Source organism: Mucilaginibacter sp. McL0603, from assembly GCF_049992945.1.
GTDB lineage: Bacteria > Bacteroidota > Bacteroidia > Sphingobacteriales > Sphingobacteriaceae > Mucilaginibacter.
The window spans coordinates 5095563-5110063 of the sequence record NZ_CP188251.1 but is presented as its reverse complement, the minus strand read 5'-3'; the positions used below and the strand labels follow the sequence as shown (position 1 = coordinate 5110063).

General features: G+C 41.0%; 6 protein-coding genes. 4 read left to right on the top strand and 2 right to left on the bottom strand.

Translation table 11 applies throughout. The features are described 5' to 3' along the window. Nucleotides 1–29: 29 nt before the first annotated feature. From ACPPVU_RS23295 to sprA, 3 genes are all read left to right on the top strand, one after another. Nucleotides 30–2339 carry an NADP-dependent malic enzyme gene (locus tag ACPPVU_RS23295; protein ID WP_426669136.1) on the top strand — a complete coding sequence of 770 codons (2310 nt, stop codon included), beginning with the start codon at nt 30–32 and terminating at the stop codon, nt 2337–2339. A 16-nt stretch (nt 2340–2355) separates the two neighbouring features. Next, nucleotides 2356–2940 carry a Holliday junction branch migration protein RuvA gene (gene ruvA, locus ACPPVU_RS23290; protein WP_426669135.1) on the top strand — a complete coding sequence of 195 codons (585 nt, stop codon included), beginning with the start codon at nt 2356–2358 and terminating at the stop codon, nt 2938–2940. A 64-nt stretch (nt 2941–3004) separates the two neighbouring features. Next, nucleotides 3005–10021: a cell surface protein SprA gene (gene sprA / locus ACPPVU_RS23285; RefSeq protein WP_426669134.1), complete on the top strand. Its 7017-nt coding sequence runs from the start codon at nt 3005–3007 to the stop codon at nt 10019–10021. Nucleotides 10022–10075: 54 nt separating this feature from the next. On the opposite strand, the gene ACPPVU_RS23280 is transcribed toward sprA, so the two are convergent. Next, on the bottom strand, nt 10076–10789 hold the full coding sequence (locus ACPPVU_RS23280) for a head GIN domain-containing protein (protein WP_426669133.1): 714 nt from the start codon (nt 10787–10789) through the stop codon (nt 10076–10078). A gap of 84 nt (nt 10790–10873) precedes the next feature. After that, on the bottom strand, nt 10874–12700 hold the full coding sequence (locus ACPPVU_RS23275) for a hypothetical protein (protein WP_426669132.1): 1827 nt from the start codon (nt 12698–12700) through the stop codon (nt 10874–10876). 276 nt (nt 12701–12976) lie between these two features. On the opposite strand from ACPPVU_RS23275, the gene ACPPVU_RS23270 reads away from it, so the two are divergent. Next, entirely contained in the window at nt 12977–14482 is a 1506-nt protein-coding gene (locus tag ACPPVU_RS23270) for a MiaB/RimO family radical SAM methylthiotransferase (RefSeq protein WP_426672222.1), read from the top strand. The last annotated feature ends 19 nt before the right edge of the window (nt 14483–14501 follow it).

The window sequence follows — 14501 nt, the reverse complement described above, 5'->3', positions numbered from 1 at the left end:
TTGTAATTTTGAGACTTGAATTACAAACCATGAATAAACCTAATACGCGTAAGCAGGACGCGTTGGATTACCATTCCAACGGACGTCCCGGCAAGATACAGGTAGTACCTACCAAGCCAACAAATTCGCAGCGTGACTTAACGCTGGCCTATTCGCCCGGTGTTGCCGAACCATGTTTGCAGATTGCCGATAACGTAGAGGATGTATATAAATATACTGCCAAAGGTAACCTGGTAGGTGTTATTACAAACGGAACCGCGGTGTTGGGTTTAGGTAATATCGGTCCCGAGGCAAGCAAGCCGGTAATGGAAGGTAAAGGTCTGTTATTTAAAATTTATGCAGATATCGATGTTTTCGACTTGGAAGTGAATGCAAAAACGGTTGACGAATTTGTAGCGATAGTGAAGGCATTGGAGCCCACATTTGGTGGTATTAATTTGGAAGATATTTCAGCACCAACCTGTTTTGAGATAGAACGCCGGTTAAAAGCCGAAATGAATATCCCGGTAATGCACGACGATCAGCATGGCACGGCTATCATATCCGGCGCAGCATTAATAAATGCCTGCGAGATTCAAGGAAAAAAGCTCGACAAAATAAAAATGGTGGTTAGCGGTGCCGGTGCCGCAGCGGTTTCGTGCTCAAAAATATACCTCTCGCTTGGTGTAAAGCAAGAGAACCTGGTGATGTTTGATATCAACGGTTTGATAACTCCTGAACGTAAAGATCTTGATGATATCCGGATGCAGTTTGCCACTACACGCAAGGATATTAAAAATTTGGGCGACGCAATGAAAAATGCTGATGTTTTTATCGGTCTTTCGGCGGGTAATGTGGTTAACCCGGATATGCTGCGTTCAATGGCAAAAAATCCCATTGTATTTGCCATGGCCAACCCTGTGCCCGAGATTGATTACGATGTGGCTATCAAAACACGCAAAGATATATTAATGGCCACTGGTCGTGCTGATTTCCCTAATCAGGTAAATAATGTATTAGGTTTCCCTTATATTTTTAGAGGGGCACTTGATGTAAGGGCTACCGCAATAAATGAAGAAATGAAGTTGGCGGCCGTACGGGCAATTGCCGAAATGGCTAAAAAAACCGTACCTGAAGCGATCAACCTGGCTTATAATACCAATAACCTGAAATTTGGGAGAGATTACATCATTCCAAAGCCTATGGATCAGCGGCTTATTACCGAGGTATCATCTGCTGTAGCAAAAGCGGCAATTGAATCAGGTGTGGCTCGCAAGCCAATTACTGACTGGGACGCCTACCTTGAGCAGTTAAGATTACGAATAGGAGCTGATGACAGGCTGCTACGCAATATCGCCAATAAGGCAAAACAAAGCCCTAAACGGGTAGTGTTTGCGGAAGCTGATAACTATAAAATATTACGTGCTGCTCAAATTGTGAAGGAGGAGTGTATAGCTACGCCGATATTATTGGGTAATGTTGCCAGGATAAAGAAGATCATTAAAGAAAGCGACCTGATACTGGATGATGTAGAGATCATTGATCCGAGGGAAGATTGCGCAAACTTTGATGAGTATGCCGAGTACCTGTATAATAAACGTCAGCGCAGAGGAGTCACACTATCTGAAGCAAGAAAGATGATTCACCAGCGTAACTATTATGGTGCTTGCATGGTTCAGTTTGGGAAGGCCGACGCATTAATATCCGGACTAACCAAAGATTATGTGTCAACTATTAAACCTGCGCTTCAGATCATCGGTACAGAAGAAGGAGTAAACCGGGTGGCGGGTATGTATTTGATGCTGACCAATAAGGGCCCGGTATTTATCGGCGATCCTACTGTAAACGTCGATCCTACTGTATCAGAGTTAGTAGATATTACTGTTTTGATCGATCGTTCTGTTAAACAGTTCAATATAAAACCACGCATTGCGATGCTGTCTTATTCAAACTTCGGCTCAAACGAAGGAGCTATACCGGTAAAAACACGCGAAACTGTACGTGTACTCCACGAAAAATACCCGGATATGATAGTGGATGGTGATATGCAGGCCAATTTTGCGCTAAATTCAAACCTGCTTGCAGATAATTTCCCCTTCTCCATATTGAATGGCGCACCCGCCAATACTTTGATCTTTCCTAACCTTGAATCTGGCAATATTGCCTATAAATTACTCCAGGAAGTTGGTGGCGCAGAAGCCGTCGGACCGATCCTTTTAGGGCTGAAAAAGTCAGTGCATGTATTGCAATTGGGCAGTTCTGTCAGGGAAATTGTAAATATGGTAACAATTGCAGTGGTAGATGCACAAGGAAAGGCCGAAAACGCAACCCCAGGCGCGTTTTCACGTACACGTCCCTAAATCCCCCCGATAAAATATGTACGCTTACATTGAAGGAAAATTGGCTTATAAAAGCCCTTCGTATGTGGTGATTGATGCAGGTGGTGTAGGCTATCATATCAATATATCACTTAACACTTATTCCAAGCTGAAAGATGCTGAAAGGTGTAAGTTATTTACCTGGCTTCATGTGAAAGAAGACGGGCATACTTTGTATGGCTTTGCCGATGAAGGTGAACGAAGATTATTCCTGCATCTGATATCCGTTTCGGGAATAGGCCCGAATACCGGGCGCATGATGCTCTCGTCAATTACACCTGAGGAAATACAAGCTGCAATTGTAAAAGGGGACATTCCTCTGATACAACGCATTAAAGGGATCGGCCCGAAATCGGCACAACGTCTTATTCTGGAATTACAGGATAAATTGAAGAAAGAAGGCCCTGATACACTGATTGCAGTACCGTTGAATAAAACAGTTAAAGAGGAAGCATTATCCGCGCTTGTTATGCTGGGCTTTGCCAGAAATGCCGTTGAGAAGGTGCTTGAGCAGGAATTGAATAAAAACAGTGGCGACTTAACAGTTGAACAGCTGATTAAGTCCGCCCTAAAAAGCTTATAAATTACGAATATTTTTACTATCACAATTGGTCCGGATTTTTACCCTAAAGGTTGTATTGATTCTATTGATAATTTCCGCGGTATGTGGTTTTAGCAATGCTTTTGCACAACAAATTCCGGGAGCAAAAAAAGATTCGCTAATTATTAAGACCCCTTTTACCGGGATTGAATCAAGAAACAATCAATTGCGCGAGGGGATTTTCGCACCAGACCCGCCGAATCTCGTACGCACTTTTGAATACGATGCAGCCACTAACCAATACATCCTGTATGAGAGGGTTGGCAATTATTTATACCGCCCACCGCGTTACCTTACCGTTACCGAATATTTATATCTTAAACAAAAGGAAGATGAGCGACTGTATTACAAACAGTTGGCAGATAACTATGGCTATCAATCGCAACAGCCGGGATTTATTCCATCGATAAATGTGCGCAGCCATACATTTGAGCAGATATTTGGCAGCTCGAATATTACTATCAGACCACAGGGTTCGGCAGAAATGATCATGGCCGGACAGATCAACAGCAACCAAAACCCGCTGTATAATTCGGCCCAGCGTAGTCAATTCAACTTTAATTTCGACCAGAAAATACAAATGAATGTGACGGGGTCTATCGGTGATAAACTGAAAATATCTACCAGTTACAATACACAGGCACAGTTTCAATTTGAGAACCAGATAAAACTTGATTATACAGGAACTCCGGACGAAATAATACAAAAGGTTGAAGTTGGTACAGTTAGTTTTCCATTAAATACCACTTTAATTACAGGTACCCAAGCTCTGTTCGGTATAAAAACTAAATTGAAGTTTGGTAAGTTGAACGTAACGAGTATTTTCTCGCAGCAACGCTCGCAATCAAAAACAATTACCATTGCCAACGGTGCGCAACAGGGTAATTTCACACTTACCCCTCCCGATTACGAAGCGAATAAGCACTACTTTTTGTCGCAATATTTCCGTGATAATTATAACAGGGCGTTGGCCAACATACCTATCATCAGCTCGAATATAAATATTACACGTGTAGAGGTGTGGGTTACCAACCGAACAAACAACACAACCGGCTCGCGCGATGTACTTGCCTTTATGGACCTGGGCGAGAACAAGCCATATAATAAGGCTTTAATACAGGGCGGACCGGGCTATAGCGGTTTGCCTGCAGGTTTTCAAGGACCGGGCTTTCCACAGCAATCGAACTCATTGCTGAAAAACTTACCGGCTACTACACGGCAAACCAACTCAAATTCTGTTATCAGTTATTTCCAGGGATCGGGTGGGAATGATAACTACGCCAAGCTAACGTATGCGCATAAATTGACGGATAAAGATTTTGTTCTGCATCCGCAACTAGGTTATATCTCGCTTAATTATCCTTTAAATAATGATGAGGTACTCGCGGTTGCTTACCAGTATACGGTAAATGGCGTGACTTACCAGGTTGGTGAATTTTCAACAGATATTGCAGTTGACCCATCCACACCAAAGGTATTGTATGTAAAGCTGCTTAAGAACTCATTACTAAAAACCAATTTGCCTACGTGGAAACTGATGATGAAAAACATCTATTCGCTGGGTGCATTTCAGATCAGCCCTAATAACTTCAGGTTGAATATAGCCCGTCTGGACGAAAAATCGGGCATAGCAAAACCTATAATGGACGAAGGTATTCATACCAAAAGTAAACTATGGATTCAGTTGCTTGGTTTGGATAATCTGGATGCGCAAAATGATAAAAAGCCTGACGGCTACTTTGATTATCTGGAAGGTATTACTATAGATTCGCAAAACGGTCGCATCATGTTCCCGGTATTGGAGCCATTTGGCTCCGATCTGGCCAAGCAGTTTGATCCCGGCGAACAGGATCTGATCAAACGTTATGTCTACCAGCCTATATATGACTCGACAAAAACTATAGCGCAGCAATTTTTCCCACAATTAAACAGATATACCTTAAGGGGAACCTATACTTCGCAGGGTGGTTCGGATTTTCAGCTTAATGCTACAAATATCCCGCAGGGATCAGTACTTGTTAATTCCGGCTCATTAAAATTAGTGGAAGGAACCGACTTTACCGTTGACTACACTGCAGGTAGGATCAGGATCATCAATCAGGCTTTATTAGCATCCGGACAGCCAATCACTGTAAATATTGAAAACAACGAACTGTTCGGTGTACAACAAAAGTCATTATTTGGATCGCGCTTTGATTACCAGTTAAATGATAAACTGGCCCTGGGCGCTACTGTAATGCATTTGACTGAACAGCCTATTACGCAGAATGAAATTGTAGGGCAGGAGTCTGTCTCCAATACCATTTATGGTTTCGACGTCAACTACAAATCCGATTCCAGATTGCTTACCAGGCTGGTGAACAAAATACCATTTATTACCACCAAAGTGCCTTCGTCTGTTGCATTCAACGGAGAGTTTGCACAATTACTGCCTGGTAGCCCTTCGTCCTTAAATTTTGCCGGTTCAAAAAATGGCACATCATACCTTGATGATTTTGAAGCCAGTCAATCCGTGATCGATATTAAAAGTGCCTCAACATGGCAAATCTCCGGTACGCCACAAATGATAACCCCGGATGCTCTTCAATTTAATAATCTGAGTTATGGTTACCATAGGGCCAGGCTGGCTTTTTATAATATTGATCCAACATTTTATACGGGAGGAACAATACCGGTTTCGCGTACAGAATTATCCAATCCATACGTAAGGGAAGTATTAGAAACTGAAGTATTCCCTAACAAGCAATCTGTTACAGGTCAGCCTTTAACCCTGCCTACATTTGACCTTGCCTTCTATCCGAAAATTCGTGGTCCATATAACTATAGAACTTCTCAAATAAATAATGATGGAACATTGGCAAATCCTCAGGGAAACTGGGGAGGTATATTCCGTGGAATATCAACCAGTGATTTTGAATCATTAAATGTGCAGTATATTGAGTTTTGGGTAATGGACCCTTTTATCAATAAACCAACTTCACGGGGTGGTGATCTGTACTTTAACCTGGGTAACATATCTGAAGATATATTATTGGATGGGCGTAAAAGTTTGGAAAACGGCCTGCCAATAAATGGAGACGCAAGCCAGGTTGATACTACGGTATGGGGTAAGGTTGCAAAATTACAGCCTGTTGTGAACGCATTTGATAATAACCCCAGCGCGCGCGTATTGCAGGATGTGGGGCTTGATGGTTTGACCGATGCCGAAGAGCAGAAAAAATTCACAAGCGTAGTACAGCAGGTAAAAGGAGAAGTAAACGCCCAGGCAGCAAGTGCTTTTACCGGTGACCCATCATCAGATGACTATCAATACTACCTGGGGCCACAGCTTGACCAGGCGGGAGCAGGTATATTGCAACGTTACAGTAAATACAATGGTACCGAAAGCAACTCCAAAACCGCCGAACAGTCACAGGCAGCACTTGGTATAGCTACGTCAGCGTCTACATCCCTGCCCGATGCAGAAGATGTTGACCGGGACAATAATATGAACCAGGGTGATGAGTATTTTCAATACAAAGTACCCATTACGCCACAAACTTTGGTTGTAGGGCAAGGTTATGTTAATGATAAGGTCACTTCGCAGGTTAAGCTGGCTAACGGACAAACACAATCAGTAACCTGGTATCAGTTCCGTATTCCCATTAACAATTACCAAACAGCAGTTGGGGGTATCCAGGATTTTAAGTCTATCCGTTTTATAAGGATGTTTATGACCAATTTTGCTGATACCGCCGTTTTGCGTTTTGCTACATTACAATTGGTAAGGGGCGAATGGAGAGCATTCAATTCAGAAAACAATCCGGCCAACGTAATTGCCGATCCAACTATAGTAAACCCGCCGCTTGATAATTCGGCACTGGATGTTGAAACTGTAAGTATAGAACAGAACGGTAACCGCACGCCTATACCTTACGTTGTGCCACCAGGTATTACACGCCAACGCAACTATAATAACGTACAAACAGATACTAAGTTGAACGAGCAATCGCTCTCTTTAAGTTTCACCAACCTGCGCGACGGCTATTCAAGGGCAGCCTTTAAGCCTTTCAGCAGCGATCTTAGGAAATACAAACGCATGCAAATGTTTATTCATGCCGAAGGCCCTTCCTTAAAAAATAATGATGTAAGTGCTTTCATTAGGTTGGGTGTTGATTATACAGATAACTATTATGAGTATGAAATTCCGTTAGCGGTAACGCAACCGGGCACAGCAGATCCCAATGCCATATGGCCTGCTGCTAATGAACTTGACCTGGAGCTGTCTTTACTAACCAATGCAAAACTGGCCCGTAACAATGCTAAACTTAATGGCCAGCCCTGGCCTTTAACGGTACCTTTTACTATCTCCGACGGGCATAATAAAATAACGATAAAAGGTCAGCCTGACCTGAGCAGATTGGCTGCTGTAATGCTGGGTGTACGTAATCCGCTTAAAACGGGGTCAACAACAGCCACTGATGACGGATTGAATAAGTCTGGTATTTTATGGTTTGACGAATTACGACTGACGGATTTTGATAATAGAGGCGGATGGGCAGCTACAGGCAGGTTCGATGCCAAATTAGCTGATTTTGCTACACTTACAGTATCAGGAAGCAAAACAACAGTTGGTTTTGGTACGCTTGATTCGAGACTGGAAGACCGGAGCATGAATGATACAAGAGTATATGATGTATCAGGTAACGTGGAGTTAGGTAAATTTTTCCCTGACAAGGCTGGCGTTCACATTCCATTATATGTTGATGTTTCACAACAGGTAAGTACGCCTCAATATGACCCGGCTTCCCCGGATATTGAACTGAAACAGACGCTGAATAGCGCAACAAGTTCTAAACAGCGCGACTCGATACAAAATGCTGCTGAAGATTATACGCTCAGAAAAAGTATTAACTTAACTAACGTACACAAGGCAAAAACCAACCCGACGGCGCCGAGCCATGTTTGGGATGTTGAGAATCTTAATGCCTCATATTCCTATACGGAATATGACCATCACGATTTTACAACGCTCAGCGATTTTGAGAAAACCTATCATGCTTCCCTGGCTTATAATTTTACTACTCAGCCAGTATATTACAGTCCTTTTCAGAAAGTTATAAAGAATAACTTATTGTCTCTTATTCGTGATATTAATATCGATCTGATGCCTTCGAGGTTAAATTACAGTATCAACTTTGATCGGTTTTATTCTGAAAACACCTTGCGTAATAATGATCCGACCAACCTGATCCCGATACCCACTACTTATAATAAGACATTTAACATTACAACAGTATATGGGTTGGGATGGAACCTGACAAAATCCCTCACCATGGATATTGATGCTACCAACCTGGCTACAGTGGATGAACCTGCAGGCAGATTGGATGGTTTAAAAAAGGACACACTATGGCATAATATATTAAGTTTGGGCCGTACCACCAATTATAACCATACGCTAACTTTTAATTATAATGTGCCGATCAATAAGCTTCCGTTTATGGATTGGACAAATTTGATAGCTCGTTATACTACCCACTTTACCTGGCAGGCACAACCGCTTTTCGCAATAAATGATCCTTCTTTTAACGTAGGTAACAGTATACAAAACTCACGTACTGTGCAGTTGAATCCTACATTTAATATGGTGACTTTGTATAACAAGTTCCCGTTTTTGCGAAAGGCAACCGATAAAAATAAAAAAGATGATGAAAGTAGCAGCTTGGGCAAAGTGCTTATCGGGTTATTGACGAGTGTTAAAAATATAAGCGCTGCTTATACACGTACTGATGGAACTTTCCTGCCCGGTTACTTACCTAACTCGGGTTTTGCCGGCCAGGATTTTAATTATGACGCACCAGGTATAGGGTTTTTATTAGGTAGCCAGAGTGATATAAGACAAAAAGCAGTGACCAATGGCTGGATAACCACTGATACTTTGCAAAACCAGTTATATGTGAAAACGCTGAATGAAGATCTGCACTTTAAAGGTACGCTCGAGCCGTTCAAATACCTGACAATCGATCTGATTGCTTTTAAAACTCAAGACCACAGCTATCAAACCAACTTTAAATATTTACCTGCTTCGGGTAGTTTCCTGAATCTTTCGCCTACAATAACAGGTGATTATACCATATCATACATGTCTATTGGTACTGCGTTTTCTAAAATAAGCGGGGTAGATAATTCATCAAGTGTATTCAATAAATTTTTGAGTGACCGGGCTATCATATCACAGCGGCTTGGACAACAAAATCCTAATTCATTATCATTAGCCAATGGCTATGCGGATGGGTATGGGAAAAATTCACAAAATGTTGTCGTTCCGGCCTTTCTTGCAGCCTACACGGGTAGAAATGCCACCAGCGTTGGCTTAAGTGGCTTCCCGGATATTCCTATACCTAACTGGGACATCAGGTATTCAGGCCTTGCGCATATACCTTTTTTAGCTGATATTTTTGAATCAGTCGACGTAAGAGACGGATACCGGTCAACTTATACAATCGGAAATTACACCACATTATTACAATACGCAGAAACGGGTGGCCATGTAAGTTCGCGTGATGCAAACAACGACTTTTTACCTATGTACCAGTTTTCTTCAGTTACAATTTTTGAACAGTTTGTGCCTTTGCTGGGTATAGATGTCAGGTTTAAAAATAATGTAACAGCCAACCTGGAATACAGGCAAAGCAGGGCGTTGAGCCTTAGTCTGTCTAACAGCCAACTGGCACAGCAAAATGAAAATGATATCGTTTTTGGGATTGGCTACAAGACCAAAAATTTCAGGTTCCCTTTCGGGCTGTTTGATGGTAAAAAGCTGAGTAACGATCTTACCTTTAAAGTTGATTTTTCGGTACGTAATAATAAAACGTTGATATACCAGGCGGATGTAGCAGGGGCTGAAATATCATCAGGTGCACAAAATATTACTTACCGCCCCGAAATTGATTATATGATCAACCAGCGGTTTACCATGAGTTTATTTTATGATTCAAACATTACAAGGCCATATACCTCGCAAACTTTTAATACTTCATTTGCCAATTTCGGTATCAACCTGAAGCTGTTATTACAATAAAAAACCGCCTGGTTGGGCGGTTTTTACATTAAATAAGCTCACTCAAAAAAATAATTAATCTACCTTATTAACTCTGCCCGAGCCAACAGTTCTCGAATCAACAACAGAAGCGTTGCCGCTATATTCAACGTTACCAGATCCTGTAATATGTGCTGATACGCTCTTTTCGGCTATAACATAAACATTGCCTGAACCGGTTATTACTACATTTGCCGATTCAGTTTTCAGGTCTTTGCCGTCCACTTGTCCGGAACCGCTGATCACGATCCTGGCATCGCCTGTACTACCGTTTAACTTGATAGAACCAGACCCGCTGATCGTAGCATTTAAATCACCGGATTTCACTGAGGTTTTGATGGAACCAGATCCGCTTAATACCACTTTGAAATTATCTGCGTTTATTACACCTTCTACAGTTGTCGAACCTGATCCGCTGTTGACAAGGGCATTTAATGATTTAGCAGAAACATAAACTTCGGCTTTGTGTACATTGTGTTCGTAACGGCCGTGGTCATGGTCTTTAAATCTGATCTTTAAAGTATTACCTTCAACTACGGTTTCAATATCATTAATGACATTGGAGTCGGCATCTACTTTTACACTCTCAGTTCCGTCAAGCTTAATATGAACGTTAAATGGCCCTGATGATGCAATTGCACTAAAGCCCGAAACCTGGCGGGTTTGTACGGAACTTTCCTGGGCCGAAACTTTTATTGCTGCTGCTGAGAACAACATTATTGATAAAATGGCGAAAACTATTCTTTTCATAATCATTGGATTTTAATCAATAGACGCGCTGCCAAACGTAAACGTTGCATTGCATGAAAGAATAGGAGTAAATGGTAATGACCTCTATTGTAAAGCAGCCTGTTCTTTTTGTTGTTTTTTTAGTTCTCTTTTCTGTTGGCGTTCAGCCCGGCGTTGTTTTCTTTGCTCTTTTTTTATCTGGTGCTGTTGTTTTTTTATAGCCATGTCGGCCATTTTGTTTTTAACATCCTTTTGCATTTTTTCATCAAGGCCTACACACGGTTTAATACCTGTGAGGAGGGTGTGCCAGATGTTTTTGAAAAAAGGGTAATCCTTTGGACGGTAATAGTTAACATAAAACGACCTCGGTATTTCGCCCGGTTTATCAGGATTGTCGTGTTTCAAGACCAATAAATTAGCATAAAGTGAAGCAATTGTCATGTGCTTTAGCTTATCATTTACGGTATCGGCTTTTAATACAGTTACCTTAAGGTCATTATATAGCAGGCTTATTTTACCTTTTGAAACACTATTATCACCAGTAATATCAAATTCATAACGTACCAATTTGCCTGAATTGATTTTGATCAGCCCCAATGGCATTATTGCAGGATTGAGAACAGAAAGATCCATCGGGCCTAAATCCCCTTTATAGGTAAAAGGCAAATTTTCGTCTGTTAAATTAAAAGTCAAATGCACATTAAGCTTACTGCGGTTCATAAAATAACTGCTTAAGTTTACTGTACTGATGTTGTTTTTCTGTAAGGCGGCTTTATTATTAGTGACGTTTAAAAAGCGTCCCGATGAATTATTAAATGTAATAGTCCCGGCTTTTTGAGATTTCTTACCAATTTCAGTGTAAGAGACATTGATATGGCTGGCATCAATTGTATCTATATTCAAATCGGCCCGTATCTCTTTCAACCCAAAATTAGGATAGGTTTTTTCCTTGTCAGTTGTTGCCGGTTTTTTGTTCGGATTAGTGAAAAGGCTTAACGAGCCCCTGGATAATATCAAATGTGATGCGTTAATAAGCCGGTATTTATGAAAAGTTAAATAATCAAAATTGCTGATCTGAAGGGAATCGAGATGAGCATCAAAACGGTCTTTTTCACTTTTCTCAAAAAACACACTGGTTTTCACAGGGTGGAGATCAAGCCCTACTACTGTTAATTTTGAAGTCCGGGTAGATAAACGCAGAGACTTTATTTTATAACTATACAGGCCGTTCGGCGAATGACCTGTGTAATTGTTCAGCTCGGCAACAATATCTCTGCAATATAGTATTCTTGATTTGTCGGCTTGTGTGGCCGAATCTATCAGCAGATCGGTTGCATTTAAATTCATCTCCTTTAATTCGGATATAGCCAGTTTATGCCCGGAGTAATCATTGTATTTAAAATTTACATCACTTAAGGATATCTCGCCGATATGAATAGACCGCAAAGATTTTGACATTTTTTGCCAGATAGTTCGGTGGTCTTTGGTTACTGTATCTTTTGAATGGTTAAGCTGATAACTTACATCTAATTCTGGCTGACTTAGGATGATCTGTCCAATATCCAGTTTATGATGAAAATATAGACTAAATGGATGTATATGCGATAAAATGAGACGCTTTACATGCAGCTCTACCAGGTTATTTGGCGCGAGGTGATCTTTTACCCTTTGATTGTATACGGCAGTATCAGGCTTTAAAACGATATTATAAATATCAATCTCACCCCTTATGATATGCAATTTAGCATCAGAAAAATCGATCTTATATAAGCCATCGCTACTGGTCAAAACAACATTCCGCACTTTTTTTGCTAATATCGGCGACCAGTATAGATTAACCAGGAATGATAGAATTAATATTAAGCCTACGAAGATGAGAAAAAAAGTAAGTAGCCTTTTTTGCCATTTATGTTTCAAAAAATCTACTGCCATTGACTATATAACGCTATTATTTTGTTTTTCAGCATCTTTCTTTCCTTTTTTACTTTCATCCTTTTCGCCGCTCTTTTTTATTGAAGGTACTAATCTGCAAGTTACAAATCAAAAACTGGTTTAAACATACTGTAATACTTTATACAGGAAACTTAAGAAAGAAGTTTTCCTTGTTCCGTCAACCTGTAACAACAATATCATGATTTTGTTAAATGCTGACAAACTGTCACTTTATTTCAAAAGATTATGTAATTTTGTTGCTCAAATTTTTTAATGATAATGGATTTGGTTGTACCGGATAAAACACACGACGAGAGCAGGCAAGGGGAGGCTTTAATACTAGAGCCAGTAAAAGGTAAAAACAATGGACGCAAACTTTATATAGAAAGTTATGGCTGCGCCATGAATTTTTCGGATAGTGAAATTGTTGCGTCTATTTTATCTGATGATGGATTTGAGACTACTTCTGATTATAATGTTGCAGACGTTATTTTTATAAATACCTGCTCTATTCGCGAAAACGCAGAACAGCGTGTACGTAATCGCTTAAGAGAATTTACTATAGCCAAGGTTAAAAACCCGGGTTTAGTAGTAGGTGTTTTGGGCTGTATGGCCGAGCGCCTGAAATCCAAATTTCTTGAAGAGGAGAAGTTGGTTGATGTAGTCGTTGGTCCGGATGCTTACCGTGATTTGCCTGCGCTTATAGGCAGGGTTGATGACGGGCAGAAAGCCGTTAACGTACTGTTATCCCGCGAGGAAACTTATGCTGATATTAACCCGGTAAGGCTAAACAGCAATGGCATTAATGCCTTTGTTTCTATTATGCGCGGATGTGATAATATGTGTTCATTTTGCGTGGTGCCATTTACCCGTGGCCGTGAGCGTAGCCGCGAACCGTTATCAATAATAAAAGAATGCACCGACTTGTTTAACCAGGGATATCGCGAGGTAACCTTGTTGGGGCAGAATGTAGATTCTTATAAATGGAGTAAGCCTCACCCTGCCCTCTCCAAAGGAGAGGGTTCTGAAGAAGGAATTTCAAATGAAGGAGAAGAAAAAGTCCTCTCCCTTGGAGAGGATTTAGGTGAGGCAACCGTCAACTTTGCTAACCTGCTTGAAATGGTTGCATTGATCAATCCTGATCTTCGCGTTCGTTTTTCTACTTCGCATCCAAAAGATATTACAGATGAGGTATTGTATACCATTGCAAAGCATGAAAACATTTGCAATTACATTCACTTACCAGTACAATCAGGCAATAGTCGTGTGCTGGAGCTAATGAATCGTACTTATGATCGTGACTGGTATATCAACCGTATTGATGCGATCCGCAAAATTATTCCGGGATGCGCCATATCAACGGATGTAATAACCGGCTTTTGCAGTGAGACTGATGAAGAGCACAAGGATACTTTAAGCATGATGGATTATGTGCATTATGACTTTGCCTACATGTTTATGTATTCTGAAAGGCCAGGAACCCTCGCAGCCAAGCGTTATGCCGATGATATACCTGATGCAGTAAAAAGCAGTCGCCTGAAAGAAGTAGTAGCCAAACAGCAGCAGCATTCTTATATCCGTTTGCAGTCGCAATTGGGTAAAATACAAAAAGTGCTGATCGAAGGTTTCTCTAAAAAATCAGATAAAGATTATTGCGGAAGAAGCGATGACAATGCCATGGTAGTTTTCCCGGTTAACGAAAAATATAAACCTGGTCAGTATGTGAATGTGGTAGTTGAGCGCACGACAACTGCGACCTTGATAGGTAAAATAGTGGAATAGAATCAAGAATTAAGAATCA